The 22,159-nt window shown below is 41.0% G+C and carries 22 protein-coding genes; 19 read left to right on the forward strand and 3 right to left on the reverse strand.

Annotation, left to right across the window (positions count from 1 at the left end):
- Window positions 1–43: 43 nt before the first annotated feature.
- From mreC to tsf, 5 genes are all read left to right on the forward strand, one after another.
- Window positions 44–859 (forward strand): rod shape-determining protein MreC, encoded by an 816-nt coding sequence (gene mreC, locus B7723_RS06475; protein WP_001078970.1) that lies wholly within the window; start codon window positions 44–46, stop codon window positions 857–859.
- A gap of 2 nt (window positions 860–861) precedes the next feature.
- Window positions 862–1,356 carry a rod shape-determining protein MreD gene (mreD, locus tag B7723_RS06480; RefSeq protein WP_001237913.1) on the forward strand — a complete coding sequence of 165 codons (495 nt, stop codon included), beginning with the start codon at window positions 862–864 and terminating at the stop codon, window positions 1,354–1,356.
- Between the two features lie 93 nt (window positions 1,357–1,449).
- Window positions 1,450–2,658, forward strand: coding sequence for a peptidoglycan hydrolase PcsB (pcsB, locus tag B7723_RS06485; RefSeq protein ID WP_049501303.1), 1,209 nt, complete (start codon window positions 1,450–1,452; stop codon window positions 2,656–2,658).
- Between the two features lie 221 nt (window positions 2,659–2,879).
- Window positions 2,880–3,659, forward strand: coding sequence for a 30S ribosomal protein S2 (rpsB, locus tag B7723_RS06490; RefSeq protein ID WP_084850092.1), 780 nt, complete (start codon window positions 2,880–2,882; stop codon window positions 3,657–3,659).
- A 78-nt stretch (window positions 3,660–3,737) separates the two neighbouring features.
- On the forward strand, window positions 3,738–4,778 hold the full coding sequence (gene tsf, locus B7723_RS06495) for a translation elongation factor Ts (RefSeq protein ID WP_000808059.1): 1,041 nt from the start codon (window positions 3,738–3,740) through the stop codon (window positions 4,776–4,778).
- Between the two features lie 103 nt (window positions 4,779–4,881).
- Here the strand turns inward: tsf and cysK are convergent, their stop codons facing one another.
- The 3 genes from cysK to B7723_RS06510 form a co-directional block, all read right to left on the reverse strand.
- Window positions 4,882–5,808, reverse strand: coding sequence for a cysteine synthase A (cysK, locus tag B7723_RS06500; RefSeq protein WP_084850091.1), 927 nt, complete (start codon window positions 5,806–5,808; stop codon window positions 4,882–4,884).
- A gap of 96 nt (window positions 5,809–5,904) precedes the next feature.
- Window positions 5,905–6,348: a PH domain-containing protein gene (locus B7723_RS06505; protein WP_000863903.1), complete on the reverse strand. Its 444-nt coding sequence runs from the start codon at window positions 6,346–6,348 to the stop codon at window positions 5,905–5,907.
- Window positions 6,349–6,363: 15 nt separating this feature from the next.
- Complete coding sequence (locus tag B7723_RS06510) at window positions 6,364–6,999, reverse strand: YigZ family protein (RefSeq protein ID WP_084850090.1); 636 nt, start codon at window positions 6,997–6,999, stop codon at window positions 6,364–6,366.
- 56 nt (window positions 7,000–7,055) lie between these two features.
- Between B7723_RS06510 and B7723_RS06515 the strand changes: the two genes are divergently transcribed.
- From B7723_RS06515 to B7723_RS06580, 14 genes are all read left to right on the forward strand, one after another.
- A complete protein-coding gene (locus B7723_RS06515) occupies window positions 7,056–8,354 on the forward strand; it encodes a DEAD/DEAH box helicase (RefSeq protein WP_084850089.1) in 1,299 nt (432 codons plus the stop codon).
- A complete protein-coding gene (locus tag B7723_RS06520) occupies window positions 8,351–9,013 on the forward strand; it encodes a ComF family protein (RefSeq protein WP_084850088.1) in 663 nt (220 codons plus the stop codon). Before B7723_RS06515 ends, B7723_RS06520 begins: the two co-directional genes overlap by 4 nt.
- A 79-nt stretch (window positions 9,014–9,092) precedes the next feature.
- Complete coding sequence (gene hpf, locus B7723_RS06525; protein ID WP_084850087.1) at window positions 9,093–9,641, forward strand: ribosome hibernation-promoting factor, HPF/YfiA family; 549 nt, start codon at window positions 9,093–9,095, stop codon at window positions 9,639–9,641.
- 81 nt (window positions 9,642–9,722) lie between these two features.
- Complete coding sequence (locus tag B7723_RS06530; protein ID WP_084850125.1) at window positions 9,723–10,901, forward strand: acetyl-CoA C-acetyltransferase; 1,179 nt, start codon at window positions 9,723–9,725, stop codon at window positions 10,899–10,901.
- A gap of 145 nt (window positions 10,902–11,046) precedes the next feature.
- Window positions 11,047–13,020 carry a DHH family phosphoesterase gene (locus tag B7723_RS06535; protein WP_084850086.1) on the forward strand — a complete coding sequence of 658 codons (1,974 nt, stop codon included), beginning with the start codon at window positions 11,047–11,049 and terminating at the stop codon, window positions 13,018–13,020.
- Window positions 13,017–13,469, forward strand: coding sequence for a 50S ribosomal protein L9 (gene rplI / locus B7723_RS06540; protein ID WP_000864211.1), 453 nt, complete (start codon window positions 13,017–13,019; stop codon window positions 13,467–13,469). The genes B7723_RS06535 and rplI overlap by 4 nt, the downstream gene beginning before the upstream one ends.
- A 43-nt stretch (window positions 13,470–13,512) precedes the next feature.
- Entirely contained in the window at window positions 13,513–14,865 is a 1,353-nt protein-coding gene (dnaB, locus tag B7723_RS06545) for a replicative DNA helicase (RefSeq protein ID WP_084850085.1), read from the forward strand.
- 1 nt (window position 14,866) lies between these two features.
- The gene (locus B7723_RS06550; RefSeq protein ID WP_001278165.1) at window positions 14,867–15,133 is read left to right on the forward strand and encodes a Veg family protein; all 267 of its coding nucleotides are present in this window, start codon (window positions 14,867–14,869) and stop codon (window positions 15,131–15,133) included.
- A gap of 99 nt (window positions 15,134–15,232) precedes the next feature.
- Window positions 15,233–16,279 (forward strand): CHAP domain-containing protein, encoded by a 1,047-nt coding sequence (locus tag B7723_RS06555; protein ID WP_084850084.1) that lies wholly within the window; start codon window positions 15,233–15,235, stop codon window positions 16,277–16,279.
- Between the two features lie 84 nt (window positions 16,280–16,363).
- Window positions 16,364–18,997: a DNA polymerase I gene (gene polA, locus B7723_RS06560; protein ID WP_084850124.1), complete on the forward strand. Its 2,634-nt coding sequence runs from the start codon at window positions 16,364–16,366 to the stop codon at window positions 18,995–18,997.
- Between the two features lie 276 nt (window positions 18,998–19,273).
- Window positions 19,274–19,564: a thiamine-binding protein gene (locus tag B7723_RS06565; RefSeq protein WP_084850083.1), complete on the forward strand. Its 291-nt coding sequence runs from the start codon at window positions 19,274–19,276 to the stop codon at window positions 19,562–19,564.
- Window positions 19,527–20,285 carry an ABC transporter permease gene (locus B7723_RS06570; RefSeq protein WP_162279222.1) on the forward strand — a complete coding sequence of 253 codons (759 nt, stop codon included), beginning with the start codon at window positions 19,527–19,529 and terminating at the stop codon, window positions 20,283–20,285. The genes B7723_RS06565 and B7723_RS06570 overlap by 38 nt, the downstream gene beginning before the upstream one ends.
- A gap of 37 nt (window positions 20,286–20,322) precedes the next feature.
- Window positions 20,323–21,330: an ABC transporter substrate-binding protein gene (locus B7723_RS06575; protein WP_084850081.1), complete on the forward strand. Its 1,008-nt coding sequence runs from the start codon at window positions 20,323–20,325 to the stop codon at window positions 21,328–21,330.
- The gene (locus B7723_RS06580; RefSeq protein WP_084850080.1) at window positions 21,330–22,058 is read left to right on the forward strand and encodes an ABC transporter ATP-binding protein; all 729 of its coding nucleotides are present in this window, start codon (window positions 21,330–21,332) and stop codon (window positions 22,056–22,058) included. The genes B7723_RS06575 and B7723_RS06580 overlap by 1 nt, the downstream gene beginning before the upstream one ends.
- Window positions 22,059–22,159: the final 101 nt, after the last annotated feature.

The raw sequence follows: 22,159 nt of genomic DNA on the forward strand, positions 1-22,159 counted from the left end.
TAAAAAGCTCACAGTAGCAGGTTTTTAGTATAAAGGTAGGAATATGAACCGTTTTAAAAAATCAAAATATCTAATCATCGTTTTTGTCACAGTTCTGGCAGTTTCTGTTCTATTAGTGACAACCTATTCAAGTGCTATTGTGACGAAACTAGGAGATGGGATTTCCTTAGTGGATAGAATTGTTCAAAAACCCTTTCAGTGGTTTGATACTTTCAAATCGGATTTGGGACATTTGACGCAGACTTACAATGAAAATGAGAGTCTAAAGAAACAACTTTATCAACTAGAGGTGGAGTCTAATCAATCAGAAAGTTTAAAAAATGAAAATGAACAATTACGTCAGTTGCTGGATATGAAGTCAAAATTGCAGGCTACAAAAACCATTGCAGCAGATGTGATTATGCGAGCTCCAGTATCTTGGAAACAAGAGTTAACAATTGATGCGGGAAGTTCAAAAGGAGCTTCTGAAAATATGTTGGCCATTGCAAACGGGGGTTTGATTGGTAGTGTTTCAAAGGTGGAGGATCATTCAACAACGATCAACCTATTGACAAACACCGAAAATTCAGACAAAATTTCTGTTAAAATCCTGCATGGTTCTACTGAAATTTACGGAATCATCGTTGGTTATGATAAGGAGTCAGAACTGCTTAAAATTAGCCAATTAAATAGTAACAGTGACATTAGCGCAGGAGACAAGGTGACTACAGGGGGGCTCGGAAACTTTAATGTTAAGGATATTCCTGTTGGAGAGGTTGTTGCTACAACACACAGCAGTGATTATCTAACAAAGGAAGTAACAGTCAAGTTAAGTGCTGACACCAAAAATCTTCATGTGGTAGAGTTAGTGGGGAATTAACAATGAGACTGTTAAAACAAATTGGTATTTTCTTTTTACTCCCTTTTGTCGTACTAATTGATGCACATATTGGACAATTGGCGGGATCCTTCTTCCCTCACTTTCATTTAGCAAGTCATTTTTTGTTTTTATTTCTCTTGTTTGAGACAATTGAGGTTTCAGAATACCTCTATCTAGCTTATTGCTGTATAGTGGGTTTGGTGTACGATATCTATTTTTTCCACTTGATAGGAATTGCGACACTTCTATTTATCTTGATAGGTGCTTCGCTCCATAAATTTAATAGTGTAATTTTGCTAAACCGTTGGACAAGAATGTTAACAATAGTTGTGATGAGTTTCCTATTTGATATGGGGAGCTATCTCCTTGCTCTTGCTATGGGATTGACAGTAGAATCTATGCCAGTTTTCATCGTCTACAGCCTTGTCCCGTCAATGATTTTAAACTTTTTATGGATGCTTATTTTCCAATATATTTTTGAAAAATGTTATCTATAAGAAAGAAATAAAAATGTAACAAAGGCGTAATATTTATTATGTCTTTTTTTGGTATACTAGTAATGTCTTAAATAGAAGGAGTATCTACACAATATGAAGAAAAAAATCTTAGCGTCACTTTTGTTAAGTACAGTATTGGTTTCTCAAGCGGCGGTATTGACAACTGTCCACGCTGAAACAACTGATGAAAAGATTGCTGCTCAAGATAGTAAGATTAGTAATTTGACATCTCAACAAAAAGAAGCTCAAAAACAAGTAGATGAAATCCAAACGCAAGTTACAGCTATCCAAACTCAACAAACGAACTTGGAAGCTGAGAATGAAACTCTACAAGCTGAATCTAAAAAACTTGAAGGAGAAATTACAGAGCTCTCTAAGAACATTGTTGCTCGTAATGAATCTTTGGAGAAACAAGCACGTAGCGCACAAACAAACGGTGCTGCAACTAGCTATATCAATACAATTGTAAACTCAAAATCAATTACGGAAGCTATTTCACGTGTTGCAGCCATGAGCGAGATTGTATCAGCTAACAATAAAATGTTGGAACAACAGAAAGCTGATAAGAAATCTATCGCTGAAAAACAGGTTGCAAACAATGAAGCAATCAACACTGTCATTGCGAACCAACAAACGCTTGCTGACGATGCACAAGCATTGACAACAAAACAAGCAGAGTTGAAAGTTGCTGAGTTAAACCTTGCTGCAGAGAAAGCTACTGCAGAAAGTGATAAAGCTACTTTATTGGAACAAAAAGCAGCAGCAGAGGCAGAAGCAAAAGCAGCAGCTGAAGCAGAAGCGGCTTATAAAGCACGTCAAACAAGTCAACAACAATCAGTTGTTGCTTCTGGAAATACAACACTTTCAGATCAAGTGCAAGCGACTTCAAGCTCTTCATCAGACGATGATTCAAGCTACACTCCAGCACCTGCTCCGACTCCAACTAGACAACGTCCAACATACAGTACAAATGCTTCAAGCTATCCAACTGGAGAATGTACTTGGGGAGCTAAAACATTAGCACCTTGGGCTGGAGATTACTGGGGTAACGGAGCGCAGTGGGCTACAAGTGCAGCAGCTGCAGGATTCCGTACTGGATCAACTCCACAAGTTGGTGCGATTGCATGTTGGAATGATGGTGGATATGGACACGTAGCGGTTGTTACAGCAGTTTCATCATCAACTAGCATTCAAGTATCAGAATCAAATTATGGTGGAAATCGTACAATCGGTAACAAACGTGGATGGTTCAACCCAACTACAACTTCTGAAGGTTACGTAACATACATCTATCCAAACTAATGAATGAAATAAAGAGGCTCGATTTGAGTCTCTTTTCTTTTTTAGTCTTAAGTTAGGCTAAAAACTAGCAAAAATACTTGAAAATATTGATAAAATATGATAGAATAAAACTTGTCGTGTAAACGATAATACTCATTCTTGATGAATTGTGAAACTGTTGCCCTCGGGTCGTTTTGCAAGTTGAAGTCGAGGAGAGGAAAAAACAAAAAGGAGAAATACTCATGGCAGTAATTTCAATGAAACAACTTCTTGAGGCTGGTGTACACTTTGGTCACCAAACTCGTCGCTGGAACCCTAAGATGGCTAAGTACATCTTCACTGAGCGTAACGGAATCCACGTTATCGACTTGCAACAAACTGTAAAATACGCTGACCAAGCATACGACTTTATGCGTGATGCGGCAGCTAACGATGCAGTTGTATTGTTTGTTGGTACTAAAAAACAAGCTGCTGATGCTGTTAAAGAAGAAGCAGAACGTTCAGGTCAATACTACATCAACCACCGTTGGTTGGGTGGAACTCTTACTAACTGGGGAACTATCCAAAAACGTATTGCTCGTTTGAAAGAAATCAAACGTATGGAAGAAGAAGGAATCTTCGACGTTCTTCCTAAGAAAGAAGTTGCACTTCTTAACAAACAACGTACACGTCTTGAAAAATTCTTGGGTGGTATCGAAGATATGCCTCGAATCCCTGATGTAATGTACGTAGTTGACCCACATAAAGAACAAATCGCTGTTAAAGAAGCTAAAAAATTGGGTATCCCGGTTGTAGCGATGGTTGACACAAACACTGATCCAGATGATATCGATGTAATCATCCCAGCTAACGATGACGCTATCCGCGCTGTTAAATTGATCACAGCTAAATTGGCTGACGCTATCATCGAAGGACGTCAAGGTGAAGATGCAACAGCAGTTGAAGCTGAATTTGCAGCTTCAGAAGCTCAAGCTGACTCAATCGAAGAAATCGTTGAAGTTGTAGAAGGCGACAACGCTTAATTCATAGAAATAGTAATTACCTAGGAGGGCGGGGCGTAGCCCAGCTCTCCTATTTTTAAAAAATATAGGAGAATCAAAATGGCAGAAATTACAGCTAAACTTGTAAAAGAGTTGCGTGAAAAATCTGGTGCCGGTGTTATGGACGCTAAAAAAGCGCTTGTAGAAACAGACGGTGATATCGAAAAAGCGATTGAATTGCTTCGCGAAAAAGGTATGGCGAAGGCAGCTAAGAAAGCTGACCGTGTTGCTGCAGAAGGTTTGACTGGTGTATTTGTTAACGGTAACGTTGCAGCAGTAGTTGAAGTAAATGCTGAAACTGACTTCGTTGCGAAAAACGCTCAATTCGTTGACTTGGTAAACGCAACAGCTAAAGTAATTGCTGAAGGAAAACCAGCGAACAACGAAGAGGCTCTTGCTTTGACAATGCCTTCAGGTGAAACTCTTGAAGCTGCATATGTATCTGCAACAGCTACAATCGGTGAAAAAATCTCATTCCGTCGTTTTGCTTTGCTTGAAAAAACAGATGCGCAACACTTTGGAGCATACCAACACAATGGTGGTCGTATCGGTGTTATCTCTGTTATTGAAGGTGGAGACGAAGCGCTTGCTAAACAAATCTCAATGCACATTGCAGCGATGAAACCAACAGTTCTTTCTTACAAAGAATTGGATGAGCAATTCGTTAAAGATGAGTTGGCACAATTGAACCACGTAATTGATCAAGACAACGAAAGCCGTGCAATGGTTGGTAAACCAGCTCTTCCACACTTGAAGTATGGATCAAAAGCACAATTGACTGATGAAGTGATTGCTCAAGCAGAAGCTGACATCAAAGCTGAGTTGGCTGCAGAAGGTAAACCAGAAAAAATCTGGGACAAAATCATTCCAGGTAAAATGGACCGCTTCATGCTTGACAATACTAAAGTTGACCAAGCATACACACTTCTTGCACAAGTATACATCATGGATGACAGCAAGACAGTTGAAGCTTACCTTGAATCAGTAAATGCTTCAGTAGTTGAGTTCGCTCGCTTTGAAGTTGGTGAAGGTATCGAGAAAGCTGCAAACGACTTTGAGGCAGAAGTTGCAGCTACAATGGCAGCAGCCTTGAATAACTAATAGAAAAGGAAGCGATTTGCTTCCTTTTTCTTTTGGTCTAGAGAGTAGATTCTGTATGAGTAAACAAAAAGCCCTTTAATAAGGGCTAAGTGCATTTAGGAGGCTACACTTCAAATTCATAGAGTACTGTAGACAAATAACGTTCGCCGTTATCTGGTGCTAAAGCAAGAACTTTCTTACCTGTACCTAATTTCTTGGCAACCTCAATTGCCCCGTAAATCGCTGCAGCTGAAGAAATCCCAACAAGGAAGCCTTCTTTTCCACCAATTTCACGGCCAAGTGCTAAAGCATCATCTGACGTTACGCGGACGATACCATCATAGGCTTTTGTATCAAGTGTTTCAGGAATAAATCCAGCTGAGATGCCTTGAATTTTGTGAGGCCCTGGTTTTTCACCAGACAAGATAGCTGACTCGTCTGCCTCAACTGCATAAACTTGGATGTTTGAATTTGCTGCTTTAAGAGCGTGAGAAACACCTGAGATTGTTCCACCGGTGCCAACACCACCTACAAAAGCATCTAAACCATCAGAACCGAAAGCAGCCAGTATTTCAGCTCCTGTTGTTCTTTCGTGCACTTCTGGATTAGCTGGGTTATTAAATTGGAGTGGAAGGAAGCCGTCACGTTCAGCGGCGATTTCCTGAGCTTTGGCAATAGCCCCTTTCATTCCTTCGCTACCAGGAGTGAGCACGAGTTCAGCACCATAGGCTTGGATAATCTTGCGTCGTTCCACACTCATCGTTTCAGGCATGACGATAACAACTTTATATCCTTTAGCGGCACCAACCCATGAAAGACCGATACCAGTGTTTCCACTCGTTGCTTCAACAATGGTAGCCCCCGGTTTTAGAATACCATCTTGTTCCGCTTTTTCAATCATGCTAAGGGCAATACGGTCTTTGACTGAAGATCCTGGGTTAAAAGCTTCTAGTTTAACATAGACGTCTGCAGCACCCTCTGGAACAATATTGTTGAGTTTAACAATTGGAGTTTGTCCGATTAGTTCAGTGATATTGTTATAAATAGTCATAGATATACCTCTTTATATAAGATGATACTAGTATAACGCGCTCAAGGCTATTTGTAAAATATAGAAATCCTATCAAAGTGATAGGATTTTTTTATATCAAAGGTCTAAGCCATTAATTTTTAATCGATTGTGATAAGCCAATTCTAATAAATAGGTGTAAAGAGGGAGGATGTCCGTTTTTTTAGGGAATTCAAATTTATGGAAACTCAGATGCTCATTATGTGCTTTTAGAAAGACATTTTCTAAGTAAGTGATTGTAATCTCACTATCATCTATACCTGCTCCAGCAGTTTCCATTTCAACGTTTACAATGTTCATCAAAAAGAGTGACTTAACAGACACCTTGCGACCAGTGGCACCTTGCTTATCTGTAAAAATAATACGGATATTTGTAAAGATGATTGAATCGCGAATAAGTTTATATCCACTTTGAATTTCTTCATTCTCTAGTAGATATTGACCATACTCTTTGATAAGAGTCTCTTTGTTTTCCTCGCTAAAGTTTCCAGCAAGTCCTTGAATAAATTTCCCAAAAGCCATGTATTTCTCCTTTGTTTACACTAAGTTTACAGGAACTTCAATTTCTCGTAAACCTTGATCTGTTAAAGTAACCTTTCCATTAAAAAATTCCACAAGAGCAGCCTTGATATTTTCTTTCTCTTCCTTATCAACATAAATCATTGTATCAACTTGATCTGTAAAGTTTGTATCCAGCTCCATGAGATGATGTTCTTTAAGAAAGTTACTGTACTCTTGGTATTGAGCATAAGACATTTGAATGGCTATGCCAGCCTGCTCTTTGATTTCAATAATGCCAATTTCTTTGACAGCCAAGGCCACACTACCTGCATAAGCACGAATTAAACCGCCAGCACCTAGTTTGATGCCACCAAAATAGCGTGTCACTACCACACAGAGATTGGTTAGATTATGATTTTCTAAGACACCCAGCATAGGGATTCCAGCAGTACCACTAGGCTCCCCATCATCACTCGTACGCTTGATTTCACTGCGTTCCCCTAGAATAAAAGCGGAGCAGTTATGGGTGGCTTTATAGTGTTCTTTTTTGATGGTAGTTATGAAGTCACGAGCCTCTTCTTCGCTATAAACACGCTTGACATGACAGATAAATCGAGATTTTTTGATTTCTTCTTGGACCTGCCCGTCCTCTTTAATTGTTCTAAATTCCATGATTTAATTGTACTAAAAAAAACCCTAAATCGCTAGATTTTTGCGAATATTAAAGTATGAAAGTAAATCCAAATTATCTCGGTCGCTTGTTTACTGAGAAAGAATTAACAAAAGAAGAATGTCAGATGGCTGAGAAACTTCCAACAATGAGAAAAGAGAAGGGGAAACTGTTTTGTCAACGTTGTAATAGTTTGATTCTAGAAGAATGGTATTTGCCTATTGGCGCCTACTATTGCAGGGAGTGCTTGCTGATGAAGCGAGTCAGGAGTGATCAAGCTTTGTACTATTTTCCGCAGGAAGATTTTCCTAAGCAAGATGTTCTCAAATGGTGTGGTCAGTTAACCCCTTTTCAGGAAAAGGTATCAGAGGGGTTGATTCGAGCAGTCGAAAAGAAAGAACCGACTTTAGTTCATGCTGTGACAGGAGCTGGAAAGACAGAGATGATCTATCAAGTTGTAGCTAAAGTGATTGATGATGGTGGTGCAGTTTGTTTGGCCAGTCCTCGAATTGATGTGTGTTTGGAACTGTATAAGCGACTGCAGAATGACTTTGCTTGCGATATAGCACTACTTCATGGCGAATCAGAGCCCTATTTTCGAACTCCCCTAGTAGTTGCAACAACTCATCAGTTATTAAAATTTTATCATGCTTTTGATTTGTTGATAGTGGATGAGGTAGATGCCTTTCCTTATGTTGACAACACTATGCTTTACTATGCTGTAAAGAATAGTGTAAAGGAGGATGGATTGAGGATATTCCTTACGGCAACTTCTACAGATGAGTTAGATAGGAAGGTTCGCACAGGGGAATTAAAAAGATTAAGCTTGCCGAGACGGTTTCATGGAAATCCTTTGATTATTCCTAAACCAGTCTGGTTATCGGATTTTAATCGCTGTTTAGAGAAAAATCAATTGTCAACCAAGTTAAAGACTTATATTGAGAAACAGAGAAGAACAGGTTATCCCTTACTGATTTTTGCATCAGAGATTAAGAAAGGCGAAAAACTAAAAGAAATACTACAGGTGCATTTCCCAGATGAGAATATCGGTTTTGTATCTTCTATCACAGAAGACCGATTAGAGCAAGTACAAGCTTTTCGAGATGGAGAACTAACAATACTGATCAGTACGACAATATTGGAACGCGGAGTCACCTTCCCTTGTGTGGATGTTTTCGTAGTAGAAGCTAATCATCGACTCTTTACCAAGTCTAGCTTGATTCAGATTGGTGGTCGAGTTGGACGTAGTATGGATAGACCAACTGGTGAGTTGCTCTTCTTTCATGATGGATTAAATGCTTCCATCAAGAAGGCAATAAAGGAAATCAAGCAGATGAACAAGGAGGCGGGATTATGAACTGTTTACTATGTGGTCAGACAACAAAGAGTGAGTTAACTTTTAGTAGTCTTTTCCTTTTGAAAGATGATTGCAGTAATCTTTGCTCAGCTTGTGCTTCGAATTTTGAGAAGATTGGTGAGAAATATTGCCCAAACTGTATGAAAGTAGATCTGTCAACTAAGTGTCAAGATTGCAAACTTTGGTGTAAAGAAGGAATTCAGGTTGATCATAAGGCAATCTTTACCTATAATCAAGCTATGAAAGACTTTTTCAGTCGATATAAGTTTGATGGCGATTTTTTGCTTAGAAAAGTTTTTGCTTCTGTTCTTGCTGAGGAGCTGAAAAAGTATAGAGGATATCAATTTGTGCCGATTCCCCTAAGCCCTGAAAGATTGCTTGAGAGGGGGTTTAACCAAGTCGAGGGTTTGGTTGAGGCGGCAGGCTTTTCTTTTAAAGATATATTAGGAAAAAGAGAAGAGAGCGCTAGTTCTTCTAAAAGCCGTTTGGAAAGGTTAGCTACTGAAATTCCATTTTTTATTAAAGATGGAATCTCACTTCCTAAGAAGATTTTGCTGATTGATGATATCTATACAACAGGGGCAACTGTGAATCGTGTGAAACGACTTTTGGCAGAAGCAGGTGCTTTGGAAGTTAAAACTTTTTCCCTTGTAAGATGAGGAAAAAATTTGCAAAATGAAAATGAAAGCGTTATAATATAGTTAGAAAAACAAAAATGTTTAGAAAGAAGGTACTTATATGATTAAATATAGTATCCGTGGTGAAAACCTAGAAGTAACAGAAGCAATTCGTGATTATGTAGTTTCTAAACTCGAAAAGATCGAAAAGTATTTCCAACCTGAGCAGGAGTTGGATTCACGTGTGAATTTGAAAGTTTACCGTGAAAAAACAGCAAAGGTTGAAGTAACAATTCCGCTTGGATCTATCACTCTTCGTGCTGAAGATATTTCTCAAGATATGTATGGTTCTATCGATCTTGTAACAGATAAAATTGAACGTCAGATTCGTAAAAATAAAACTAAAATCGAACGTAAGAATAAAAATAAAGTTGCGACAAGTCAACTCTTTACAGATGCTCTAGTTGAAGATGCAAATGTTGTGCAACCAAAAGTCGTTCGTTCAAAACAAATTGATTTGAAGCCAATGGATTTAGAAGAAGCCCTTCTCCAAATGGATTTATTGGGACATGATTTCTTTATCTATGTAGATGTGGAAGATCAAACAACTAATGTTTTGTATCGCCGTGAAGATGGTGAAGTCGGTTTGTTAGAAGTGAAAGAATCATAAAATAGAATTTTTAAAGTGGTTTACACCAGTGTAAACCACTTTTGTATTGCATCATTATAAAAGGTATAAATGGGGACAGTTATGAAAGACGTGGTGATTGTTTCAGCAGTGCGAACTCCAATAGGCTCCTTTGGAGGAAGTTTAAAGAATGTTTCAGCTGTTGATTTGGGAGCTTTGGTTATTAAAAGTGTTTTGGAAAAAGCCAATGTCAAGCCAGAGCAGGTAGACGAAGTAATTATGGGGAATGTCCTAGGCGCAGGTTTAGGGCAAAACGTAGCTCGTCAAATGAGCGTTCATGCAGGACTCCCTGAATTTACACCAGCCTTTACTATAAACAAGGTTTGTGGTTCCGGTTTGAAGGCCGTGCAGTTGGCTGCTCAAGCGATTCGATGTGGCGATGCAGATATTATCGTAGCTGGTGGTGCAGAAAACATGAGTCAGGCTCCATACGTTTTGCCAAGCTTCCGTTGGGGCGGCCGTATGGGCGATTCGAAAGTGGTAGATACCATGATTAAGGACGGTTTGTCTGATGCCTTTAACGAATACCATATGGGGATTACAGCTGAGAGTGTGGCTGAAGAATATGGCATCAGTCGAGAAGAGCAAGATGCTCTTGCTTTAGAGTCACAAAAACGAGCAGTGGCGGCTATAGAATTTGGACGCTTTAAAGAAGAGATTGTGCCAGTTGTCATTCCTCAACGCAAAGGCGATCCTATCGTTTTTGATACAGATGAATATCCTAGAAAAGATACTAGCTTGGAGAGTTTGTCTAAGCTAGGTCCTGTTTTCAAAAAAGACGGTTCTGTTACAGCGGGAAATGCTTCAGGTATCAATGATGGAGCAGCGGCTGTCTTGGTCATGAGTGCTGAAAAAGCGGAAGAATTAGGAGTGCCCGTGATTACCCGCATTCGTTCTTATGCAAGTGCAGGTTTGGACCCTAAGATGATGGGATGTGGACCGATTTATGCAACTCGCAAAGCTCTTGAAAAAGGCAATTTGACAGTCGATGATCTTGACTTGATTGAGTCAAATGAAGCCTTTGCTGCCCAGGCTTGTGCGGTTGGGAAAACACTTGGCTTTAACACAGATATTGTCAATGTCAATGGTGGTGCGATTGCTCTTGGTCACCCAATTGGGGCTTCAGGTTGCCGTATCCTAGTGACTCTGGTACATGAGATGATGAAACGTGATGCTAAAACTGGTTTAGCTACTCTCTGTATCGGAGGAGGGATGGGAACAGCCCTCATCGTTGAACGTTAGGTGTTAGTGATCTGAACACGTGGGTAGGAGGGTGATGATTCCCTCCTCTTTTTGTGTCTGAGGTTAGAGAAATGAAGGGCTTGCATCTTTTAAAAGGTCGCTTTTTAAGGGTTTTTATGATATAATAATGCGCAAGAGGTTTAGAATGAAAAAAAATAATTTAATCCCGTTTTCTGCGGTCTGGCTAGGACTTGCAACTTTCGGAATCTTAACTTTGCTGATTATTTTTTCACATAATCTTGCTGTAACAATCACTGTTTTGTTTTTATTTGTACTGCTTTATCTGCTTTTATTTGTATGGCAAAAAAAACAGTATGAAAAGAGCGAAATTGAACAAATCCAATATGTAAATCACCAAGCCGAAAATAGCTTGAGTACTTTGCTTGATCAAATGCCGGTGGGAGTCCTGAAATTAGACTTGTCAAGTGGAGAAGTAGAATGGTTTAATCCATATGCTGAGCTGATTTTGACGACTGAAGAAGGGGAAATTGATGTTGAGTTAATTCAAACCATCATCAAGGCTTCTGTTGGGAATCCAGGTTCGTATGCTACCTTGGGCGAAACACGGTATGCTGTCCATATGGACAAGGCTTCGGGTGTTTTGTATTTCTTTGATGTTTCTGGGGAGTACGAAGCAACTGTCGAATTGGTAACTAGCCGTCCAGTCATTGGAGTCATCTCGGTAGATAACTATGATGATTTGGAGGATGCGACATCGGACTCTGATATCAGCCATATCAATAGCTTTGTAGCTAATTTTGTTTCAGAATTTGCTAGTAAGTATGCCATGTTTTCTCGCCGTGTGGGGATGGATCGTTTTTATGTATTCACAGATTACACGGTACTAGAGGAATTGATGAATGATAAATTCTCTGTTATTGATACTTTCCGAGAAGAATCAAAACAGAGGCAACTAGCTCTAACCCTAAGTATGGGATTTTCTTATGGTGATGGAAACCATGAAGAGATAGGGAAAATTGCCTTGCTCAACTTGAACTTAGCAGAAGTTCGCGGTGGTGACCAGGTGGTGGTCAAGGAAAATAACGAAACCAAGAATCCAGTCTACTTCGGTGGAGGAACTGCTGCGTCTATTAAACGTACTCGTACACGTACGAGAGCCATGATGACAGCCATTTCTGATAAGATTCGAAGTGTTGACCAGGTTTTTGTAGTCGGTCATAAAAATCTAGACATGGATGCTTTGGGCTCTGCTGTCGGTATGCAGTTGTTTGCAAGTAATATTATTGAGAACAGTTATGCTGTCTATGATGCAGACCATATGCCAGCAGATATCGAACGTGCTATTCAGTTCTTGAAGAAGGAAGATGTCACGAAGCTTTTATCTCTTACAGATGCGATGAAGTTAGTTACAAACCGTTCATTATTGATTCTGGTGGATCATTCCAAGACGGCTTTGACTTTGTCAAAAGATTTTTATGATTTGTTCACTCAAACTATTGTTATTGACCATCATAGACGTGATCAGGATTTCCCTGAAAATGCAGTCATCACTTATATTGAAAGTGGGGCAAGTAGTGCCAGTGAGTTGGTCACAGAATTGATTCAGTTCCAAAATTCTAAGAAAAATCGTTTGAGTCGTATGCAGGCCAGTGTTTTGATGGCTGGTATGATGCTGGATACCAAGAATTTCACATCTCGCGTGACGAGCCGAACCTTTGATGTGGCTAGCTATCTGAGAACACGGGGAAGTGACAGTATTGCTATCCAGGAGATTGCTGCGACAGATTTTGAAGAGTACCGTGAGGTAAATGAACTCATTTTACAAGGTTGTAAGTTAGGTTCAGATATCTTGATTGCCCAAGCTGAGGACTCAACGACTTATGACACAGTTGTTATCAGTAAGGCTGCCGATGCTATGTTAGCTATGTCTGGCATTGAAGCCAGCTTCGTTCTGGCAAAAAATACACAAGGATTTATCTCTATCTCGGCTCGAAGTCGTAGTAAAATCAATGTGCAACGCATTATGGAAGAGTTGGGTGGTGGAGGTCACTTTAATCTAGCTGCCGCGCAAATCGAGGATATGAGTTTGTCGGAAGCAGGAGAAAAATTGACTCAACTAATCTTGGAAGAACTAAAGGAAAAGGAGAAAGAAGAATGAAAGTAATCTTTTTAGCAGATGTTAAAGGAAAAGGGAAGAAAGGCGAAATTAAGGAAGTACCAACTGGCTACGCTCAAAACTTCCTGATTAAAAAGAATTTGGCCAAGGAAGCGACTGCTCAAGCAGTGGGTGAGTTGCGTGGAAAACAAAAATCAGAAGAAAAGGCTCATGCTGAAATGATTGCTGAAGCAAAAGCCATCAAGGCTAAGCTTGAAGCAGAAGAAACAGTTGTAGAGTTTGTTGAAAAGGTTGGACCAGATGGCCGTACATTTGGCTCTATCACTAACAAGAAAATTGCAGAAGAATTGCAAAAGCAGTTTGGTATTAAGATTGACAAACGCAATATTCAAGTACAAGCACCAATTCGAGCAGTAGGTTTGATTGATGTACCAGTGAAGATCTATCAAGATGTTACAAGTGTCATCAATCTTCGTGTAAAAGAAGGTTAAGTTTACAACTTCTTGACAAGATTGTAAAAGGAAGGAAAGTCGGATGGCAGAAGTAGAGGAACTGCGAGTTCAACCTCAGGATATTTTGGCAGAACAATCTGTTCTGGGGGCTATTTTTATAGATGAGAGTAAGCTCGTTTTTGTCCGAGAATACATTGATTCTCGTGACTTCTTTAAGTATGCTCATCGGTTGATTTTCCAAGCGATGGTAGACTTGTCGGATCGTGGAGAAGCGATTGATGCGACGACAGTTCGAACGATTTTGGATAGTCAAGGGGATCTCCAAAATATTGGTGGCTTGTCTTATCTTGTTGAAATTGTCAACTCTGTACCAACTTCAGCTAATGCGGAATATTATGCTAAAATCGTAGCTGAAAAGGCTATGCTACGTCGCTTGATTTTCAAGTTGACAGAGTCTGTCAACCAAGCCTATGAAGCTTCTAAGCCTGCAGATGAAATTATCGCTCAAGCGGAAAAGGGACTCATTGATGTTAGCGAAAACGCCAATCGTAGTGGTTTCAAGAACATCCGTGATATTCTAAATATCAACTTTGGGAACCTAGAAGTTCGGTCACAACAAACAACGGATATCACTGGTATTGCAACGGGCTACCGTGATTTGGACCATATGACGACAGGTCTCCATGAGGAGGAACTAATTATCCTAGCGGCTCGTCCAGCGGTTGGTAAGACGGCCTTTGCCTTAAATATTGCTCAGAACATCGGGACCAAGTTGGACAAGACGGTAGCCATCTTTTCACTAGAAATGGGTGCAGAAAGCCTAGTAGACCGTATGCTGGCAGCAGAAGGTTTGGTGGAGTCTCATTCTATTCGTACTGGTCAATTGACTGATGAGGAGTGGCAAAAGTATACCATTGCCCAAGGGAACCTAGCCAACGCGAGTATCTATATTGATGATACACCAGGGATTCGGATCACGGAAATTCGTTCGCGCTCACGCAAACTAGCTCAAGAAACAGGCAATCTAGGCTTGATTTTGATCGACTACCTACAGCTTATCACAGGTACTGGTCGTGAGAACCGCCAACAAGAAGTCTCTGAAATTTCTCGTCAGTTGAAAATTCTAGCCAAGGAATTAAAGGTTCCAGTCATTGCTCTTAGTCAGCTATCTCGTGGAGTGGAACAGCGTCAGGATAAGAGACCAGTCTTGTCTGATATTCGTGAATCGGGTTCTATCGAGCAGGATGCGGATATCGTAGCTTTTCTATACCGTGACGACTACTACGATCGTGCGGGTGAAGAAGAGGAAGGAATTCCAAATAATAAGGTTGAGGTTATCATCGAGAAAAACCGTAGTGGAGCTCGTGGAACGGTGGAATTGATTTTCCAAAAAGAATACAATAAATTTTCAAGTATCTCAAAGAGGGAGGCATAAGATGTCAGATGCATTTACAGATGTAGCCAAGATGAAAAAAATCAAAGAAGAGATCAAGGCGCATGAGGGACAAGTCGTTGAAATGACTTTGGAAAATGGCCGTAAGCGCCAAAAAAATAGACTAGGTAAGCTAATTGAGGTTTATCCATCTCTATTTATCGTTGAATTTGGGGATGTTGAAGGAGACAAACAAGCCAATGTCTATGTTGAATCCTTCACCTACTCAGATATCTTGACAGAAAAGAACTTGATTCGCTATCTAGACTAAGAATCCTAAAATGAAGTGAGCTTTGCTCACTTTTTTCTTTTTCTCCCGAATAGTATAAACGAGGGTAACCTCGGAAATTTATATTATTAAGGAGAATGAATGACGTTTTTTAAATCAGGAGTTAAGAAGAGTGGATATACTCAGTTGGGTGTAGGGCTGGCTACTTTGTTCGTTACGAGTACCTTTTTGTTTGGTGGAGAATCGGTTAAAGCCGACAGTGTAGCGCGTGGAGATGATTATCCGCTTCACTACAAAAATGGTAGTGTTGAAATCGATCAGTGGCGGATGTATTCTCGCCAGTGTACCTCTTTTGCGGCCTTTCGTTTGAGTAGTGTAAATGGCTTTGAGATTCCTCCTGCCTACGGAAATGCGAATGAATGGGGACATCGTGCAAGGCGAGAAGGCTACCGTGTGGATACTAAGCCAGAAGTTGGGGCTATTGCTTGGTCGACAGAAGGTTATTATGGGCACGTGGCCTGGGTATCAAATGTGTCGGGGGATACGATTGAAATCGAAGAGTATAACTATGGGGTTCGAGAAAAGTATAACCGTCGAAAAGTCAAGGCTAGTTCGATGACAGGTTTTATTCATTTCAAGGATTTATCTACTAGCCATAGTGCGGGTGAGAATGCTCGTAGCTCAGAGCTTCCGTCTAGTGGGACAATAGTATTCACGGAGAAATCGCCGATTATGGACCAACCGTCACGTACAGGACAGGTTATTGACTACTATTATGCTGGTGAGAGTGTAAGCTATGATCAAGTTCTTGAAAAGGATGGTTATAAGTGGCTCGGTTATCTATCCTACAGTGGTGCTAGAAGATATGTGCAGTATACAAAGTTAAGCAATACAGAGAAAGGCTGGAAAAAAGAAGGAGGGAGTTGGTATTACCGAGAGAATGGTAAGCTAGTAACAGGATGGAAAAAAGTTAATGGCAATTGGTATCATTTAAAGGAAAATGGGGCCATGTCAACTGGCTGGATTAAGGATGGCTCTCACTGGTATTATCTAAAGGCATCAGGGGAGATGCAGACAGGTTGGCTCAAGGAAAATGGAACATGGTACTATTTGGAAAGTTCAGGGGCTTTAGCAGTGAATACTACAGTGGATGGCTATCGAGTGGATAGTAATGGAGCTAGAATCTAGAAAGAATATAAAAAAGAGAACTTCACTACCATTTGCCTATTCTTTCCGATGGTATTTTTCCCCTCTTTCCTTTATAATGGGTGTATGGACAAGAAAAAATTATTATTAATTGATGGATCTTCAGTTGCTTTTCGAGCTTTTTTTGCGCTCTATCAGCAGTTGGATCGTTTTAAAAATGCTAATGGCCTTCATACCAATGCAATCTATGGCTTTCAACTCATGTTGAATCATGTTTTGGAGCGAGTTGAACCCAGTCATGTTTTGGTAGCCTTTGATGCAGGTAAGACGACTTTCCGAACAGAGATGTATGCAGACTACAAGGGTGGCCGTGCTAAAACTCCAGATGAGTTTCGTGAGCAATTTCCCTTCATTCGTGAGTTGCTAGACCACCTTGGGATTCGCCATTATGAGTTGGCCCAGTATGAAGCCGATGATATCATCGGGACTCTAGGCCGTTTGGCTGAGAAGGATTCTTTTGATGTGACAATCGTTAGCGGAGATAAGGATTTGATCCAGTTGACGGATGAGCATACGGTGGTAGAGATTTCCAAGAAAGGTGTGGCTGAGTTTGAGGCCTTTACACCAGATTACCTCATGGAAAAGATGGGCCTCACACCAGCTCAGTTCATTGATCTTAAGGCTCTTATGGGGGATAAGTCTGATAATATACCTGGTGTTACTAAGATTGGTGAAAAGACAGGTATCAAGCTCTTGCTGGAACATGGTTCGCTTGAGGGTATTTATGAAAATATCGATGGGATGAAGGCTTCTAAGATGAAGGAAAATCTCATCAATGACAAGGAACAGGCCTTTTTGTCTAAAACCTTGGCGACCATTGAGACTCAGGCACCGATTGAGATTGGCCTTGATGATTTGGTCTATAATGGCCCAGATGTGGAAAATCTCGGGAAATTCTACGATGAGATGGGCTTCAAACAGCTCAAACAAGCTTTAAATATTTCATCGACAGATGTGCCTGAAAGTTTGGATTTCGCCATCGTTGACCACGTCAGTCAAGACATGCTGAGCGCAGACTCTATCTTCCACTTTGAACTCTTTGGTGAGAACTACCATACAGATGATTTGGTTGGTTTTTCCTGGTCCTGCGGAGATAAACTTTACGCTACAGACAAACTTGAGCTCTTGCAGGAGCCGATTCTCAAGGATTTTCTAGAAAAAACACCTCTGAAAGTGTATGACTTTAAGAAAGCGAAGGTTCTTTTAAATCGCTTGGGCTTGAACCTGCAGGCCCCTGCTTTTGACAGCCGTTTGGCAAAATACTTACTCTCAACAGTCGAGAACAATGAAATCTCAACTATTGCGAATCTCTATGGCCAGACTTATCTGGCTGATGATGAGACTTTTTACGGTAAGGGGGTCAAGAAAGCTATCCCTGAGAGAGAGAAATTCTTGGAGCACTTGGCTCGCAAGGTTGTGGTATTGGTTGAAACCGAGCCGGTTTTACTTGAAAAACTCGGTGAACATGGACAGTTAGATCTCCTCTATGACATGGAGCAGCCTCTGGCTTTTGTCCTTGCCAAGATGGAAATTGCTGGAATCAAGGTCAAAAAAGAAACCCTGCTTGAGATGCAGGCTGAAAATGAGCTTGTCATTGAAAAGCTAACTCAGGAGATTTATGAACTGGCTGGTGAGGAGTTTAATATCAACTCCCCTAAGCAGTTGGGCGTGCTTCTCTTTGAAAAGCTCGGCCTTCCTCTAGAATACACCAAGAAAACCAAGACAGGTTACTCGACAGCCGTGGATGTGCTAGAGCGTCTGGCTCCTATTGCGCCAATTGTTAAGAAAATTCTAGACTACCGTCAGATTGCTAAGATTCAGTCTACCTATGTGATTGGTTTGCAAGACTGGATTTTGGATGATGGCAAGATTCACACGCGCTATGTGCAGGATTTGACTCAAACAGGGCGTCTGTCTAGTGTGGATCCAAACTTGCAAAATATTCCTGTTCGTTTGGAACAAGGTCGCTTGATTCGTAAGGCTTTTGTGCCTGAGTGGGAGGATAGTGTGCTGCTCAGCTCGGACTATTCACAGATTGAATTGCGCGTTTTGGCTCATATTTCTAAAGATGAGCACTTAATTAAGGCCTTCCAAGAGGGGGCTGATATCCATACCTCGACGGCCATGCGGGTCTTTGGAATTGAACGCCCTGAGGATGTGACTCCAAACGACCGTCGTAATGCTAAGGCGGTTAACTTCGGAGTGGTTTACGGAATTTCAGATTTTGGCTTGTCTAATAATCTAGGCATCAGCCGTAAGGAAGCAAAAGCCTACATAGACACTTACTTTGAACGCTTCCCAGGTATTAAAAACTACATGGATGAGGTGGTGCGTGAGGCGCGTGATAAGGGTTATGTAGAGACTCTCTTCAAGCGTCGTCGTGAGTTGCCAGATATCAATTCGCGTAACTTCAACATTCGTGGTTTTGCAGAGCGGACTGCCATCAACTCTCCTATCCAGGGTTCAGCAGCAGATATCCTCAAGATTGCTATGATTCAGCTAGACAAGGCTTTAGTAGCGGGCGGTTATCAGACCAAGATGCTGTTACAAGTGCATGATGAAATCGTCCTTGAAGTTCCGAAATCAGAACTAGCAGCTGTCAAAGCTCTAGTGAAACAAACCATGGAAGAAGCCATCCAGCTCAGTGTTCCCCTTATCGCAGATGAAAATGAAGGGGCAACATGGTACGAGGCTAAATAAGAAAGTTATGAAAGAGTTTGAAACATTTGCCTTCAAGCTCTTTTTCATGATTTTCTGTAAGCAGTTTCCTTGACTTTTCCTTGTATTTGCGTTACTATATTTCCATATAAGATATGGGAGTCTGTGTACAGTCTGAGAGGAAGTGTTAAACTTCGACCGCACCTGATTTGGGTAATGCCAGCGTAGGGAACGATACTTAGCCGAATTCTGCACCTTTTCCATATATGGAAGGGGTTTTCTTTTTGTCAAAAGGAAACCTGAGAAAAGGAGTTTTTTATGAAAGCAAGCATTGCCTTGCAGGTCTTGCCCCTATCACAGGGGATTGATCGAATTGCTATTATCGATCAGGTTATTACCTATCTGCAAGCTCAGTCCGTGACCATGGTAGTGACACCCTTTGAAACGGTCTTGGAAGGGGAGTTTGATGAGCTCATACGTATTCTCAAAGAAGCGTTGGAAGTGGCAGGGCAGGAGGCAGATAATGTCTTTGCCAATGTCAAAATAAATGTAGGAGAAATTTTAAGTATTGATGAGAAACTTGAAAAGTATACTGAGACGACACATTAGTCTATTGGGTTTTCTCGGAGTCTTGTCGGTCTGGCAGTTAGCAGGAATATTCAAACTTTTACCCAAGTTTATCCTGCCAACTCCTCTTGAGATTCTCCAGTCCTTTGTTCGTGACAGAGAATTTCTCTGGCACCATAGTTGGGCGACCTTGAGAGTGGCATTACTCGGACTAGTCTTAGGAGTCTTGATTGCCTGTCTCATGGCTGTGCTTATGGACAGTCTGACTTGGCTAAATGATCTTATCTACCCTATGATGGTGGTTGTTCAGACCATTCCGACCATTGCTATAGCTCCTATCCTGGTCTTGTGGCTAGGCTATGGAATTTTGCCCAAGATTGTCTTGATAATCCTGACGACAACCTTCCCTATCATCGTCAGTATTTTGGATGGTTTTAGGCATTGTGACAAGGATATGCTGACCTTGTTTAGTCTGATGCGGGCCAAACCTTGGCAAATCCTGTGGCATTTTAAAATCCCGGTTAGCCTGCCTTACTTTTATGCAGGTCTGAGGGTCAGTGTCTCCTACGCCTTTATCACAACAGTGGTATCTGAGTGGTTGGGAGGTTTTGAAGGACTAGGTGTTTACATGATTCAGTCTAAAAAACTGTTTCAGTATGATACCATGTTTGCCATTATTATTCTGGTGTCGATTATCAGCCTTTTGGGTATGAAACTGGTCGATATCAGCGAAAAATATGTGATTAAATGGAAACGTTCATAGAATAAGAATGTTTCAAAAAAGAAAAGAGGAAATGAAAATGAAGAAAACATGGAAAGTGTTTTTAACGCTTGTGACAGCTCTTGTAGCTGTCGTGCTGGTGGCTTGTGGTCAAGGGACTGCTTCTAAGGACAATAAAGAAGCAGAACTCAAGAAGATTGACTTTATCCTAGACTGGACGCCAAATACTAACCACACAGGGCTATATGTTGCCAAGGAAAAAGGTTATTTCAAAGAAGCTGGAGTGGATGTTGATTTGAAATTGCCACCAGAAGAAAGCTCGTCTGACTTGGTGATCAATGGCAAGGCGCCATTTGCAGTGTACTTCCAAGACTACATGGCTAAAAAATTGGAAAAAGGGGCAGGAATTACTGCCGTTGCAGCTATCGTTGAGCACAATACATCAGGGATCATCTCACGTAAATCTGACAATGTCAGCAGTCCAAAGGACTTAGTTGGGAAGAAATACGGAACTTGGAATGACCCGACTGAGCTTGCTATGTTGAAAACCTTGGTAGAATCACAAGGCGGAGACTTTGAGAAGGTCGAAAAAGTACCAAACAACGACTCAAACTCTATCACACCAATTGCCAATGGCGTCTTTGACACTGCTTGGATCTACTACGGTTGGGATGGTATCCTTGCCAAATCGCAAGGTGTAGATGCTAACTTCATGTACTTGAAAGACTATGTCAAGGAGTTTGACTACTACTCACCAGTTATCATCGCTAACAACGACTATCTCAAAGAAAACAAAGAAGAAGCTCGCAAAGTTATCCAAGCTATCAAAAAAGGCTACCAATATGCCATGGAACATCCAGAAGAAGCTGCAGATATCCTCATCAAGAATGCACCTGAACTCATGGAAAAACGTGACTTTGTTATCGAATCTCAAAAATACTTGTCAAAAGAATATGCAAGCGACAAGGAAAAATGGGGACAATTTGACGCTGAACGTTGGAATGCCTTCTACAAATGGGATAAAGAAAATGGTATCCTTAAAGAAGACTTGACAGACAAAGGCTTCACTAACGAATTTGTAAAATAATGACAGAAATTAGACTAGAACACGTCAGCTATGCCTATGGCGATGAAAAGATTTTAGAAGATATCAACCTGCAGGTGGCTTCGGGTGAAGTGGTTTCTATCCTAGGTCCAAGTGGTGTAGGAAAGACCACCCTCTTTAACCTAATCGCTGGAATTTTAGAAGTCCAGTCTGGGCGAATTGTCCTTGACGGCGAGGAAAATCCTAAGGGGCGCGTGAGTTATATGTTGCAAAAGGATTTGCTTTTAGAGCACAAGACGGTGCTTGGCAATATCATACTGCCCCTCTTGATTCAAAAGGTGGATAGGGCGGAGGCCATTGCCCGAGCGGATGACATCCTTGCGACCTTTCAGTTGACTGCTGTACGGGACAAGTATCCTCACGAACTCAGCGGAGGGATGCGCCAGCGTGTAGCCTTGCTTCGGACCTACCTTTTCGGGCACAAGCTCTTTCTTCTAGACGAGGCCTTTAGTGCCTTGGATGAGATGACCAAGATGGAACTCCACGCTTGGTACCTTGAGATTCACAAACAGCTACAGCTGACGACCCTCATCATCACGCATAGTATTGAGGAAGCCCTCAATCTCAGTGACCGCATCTATATCCTAAAAAATCGGCCTGGACAGATCGTTTCTGAAGTCAAACTAGATTGGTCTGAAGATGAGGACAAGGAAGTCCAAAAGATTGCCTACAAACGGCAAATATTAGCAGAATTAGGCCTAGATAAGTAGAAAAATAGGGAGTTGGTGAAGATTATCCTTTACCAGCGCCCTTTTTCTTTAAAAAAATCAAAAATTTCGGTATAATAGTCAAAGATAGTCAAGGTTCAAAG

Origin of the sequence: Streptococcus oralis subsp. oralis, from assembly GCF_002096435.1 — a bacterium.
Classification (GTDB): Bacteria; Bacillota; Bacilli; order Lactobacillales; family Streptococcaceae; genus Streptococcus; species Streptococcus oralis_AA.

Bases quoted from the DNA above. Each gene is read 5' to 3' on its own strand.
- mreC (WP_001078970.1), top strand. From the start codon at position 44: ATGAACCGTTTTAAAAAATCAAAATATCTAATCATCGTTTTTGTCACA.
- mreD (WP_001237913.1), top strand. From the start codon at position 862: ATGAGACTGTTAAAACAAATTGGTATTTTCTTTTTACTCCCTTTTGTC.
- pcsB (WP_049501303.1), top strand. From the start codon at position 1,450: ATGAAGAAAAAAATCTTAGCGTCACTTTTGTTAAGTACAGTATTGGTT.
- rpsB (WP_084850092.1), top strand. From the start codon at position 2,880: ATGGCAGTAATTTCAATGAAACAACTTCTTGAGGCTGGTGTACACTTT.
- tsf (WP_000808059.1), top strand. From the start codon at position 3,738: ATGGCAGAAATTACAGCTAAACTTGTAAAAGAGTTGCGTGAAAAATCT.
- cysK (WP_084850091.1), bottom strand. From the start codon at position 5,808: ATGACTATTTATAACAATATCACTGAACTAATCGGACAAACTCCAATT.
- B7723_RS06505 (WP_000863903.1), bottom strand. From the start codon at position 6,348: ATGGCTTTTGGGAAATTTATTCAAGGACTTGCTGGAAACTTTAGCGAG.
- B7723_RS06510 (WP_084850090.1), bottom strand. From the start codon at position 6,999: ATGGAATTTAGAACAATTAAAGAGGACGGGCAGGTCCAAGAAGAAATC.
- B7723_RS06515 (WP_084850089.1), top strand. From the start codon at position 7,056: ATGAAAGTAAATCCAAATTATCTCGGTCGCTTGTTTACTGAGAAAGAA.
- B7723_RS06520 (WP_084850088.1), top strand. From the start codon at position 8,351: ATGAACTGTTTACTATGTGGTCAGACAACAAAGAGTGAGTTAACTTTT.
- hpf (WP_084850087.1), top strand. From the start codon at position 9,093: ATGATTAAATATAGTATCCGTGGTGAAAACCTAGAAGTAACAGAAGCA.
- B7723_RS06530 (WP_084850125.1), top strand. From the start codon at position 9,723: ATGAAAGACGTGGTGATTGTTTCAGCAGTGCGAACTCCAATAGGCTCC.
- B7723_RS06535 (WP_084850086.1), top strand. From the start codon at position 11,047: ATGAAAAAAAATAATTTAATCCCGTTTTCTGCGGTCTGGCTAGGACTT.
- rplI (WP_000864211.1), top strand. From the start codon at position 13,017: ATGAAAGTAATCTTTTTAGCAGATGTTAAAGGAAAAGGGAAGAAAGGC.
- dnaB (WP_084850085.1), top strand. From the start codon at position 13,513: ATGGCAGAAGTAGAGGAACTGCGAGTTCAACCTCAGGATATTTTGGCA.
- B7723_RS06550 (WP_001278165.1), top strand. From the start codon at position 14,867: ATGTCAGATGCATTTACAGATGTAGCCAAGATGAAAAAAATCAAAGAA.
- B7723_RS06555 (WP_084850084.1), top strand. From the start codon at position 15,233: ATGACGTTTTTTAAATCAGGAGTTAAGAAGAGTGGATATACTCAGTTG.
- polA (WP_084850124.1), top strand. From the start codon at position 16,364: ATGGACAAGAAAAAATTATTATTAATTGATGGATCTTCAGTTGCTTTT.
- B7723_RS06565 (WP_084850083.1), top strand. From the start codon at position 19,274: ATGAAAGCAAGCATTGCCTTGCAGGTCTTGCCCCTATCACAGGGGATT.
- B7723_RS06570 (WP_162279222.1), top strand. From the start codon at position 19,527: ATGAGAAACTTGAAAAGTATACTGAGACGACACATTAGTCTATTGGGT.
- B7723_RS06575 (WP_084850081.1), top strand. From the start codon at position 20,323: ATGAAGAAAACATGGAAAGTGTTTTTAACGCTTGTGACAGCTCTTGTA.
- B7723_RS06580 (WP_084850080.1), top strand. From the start codon at position 21,330: ATGACAGAAATTAGACTAGAACACGTCAGCTATGCCTATGGCGATGAA.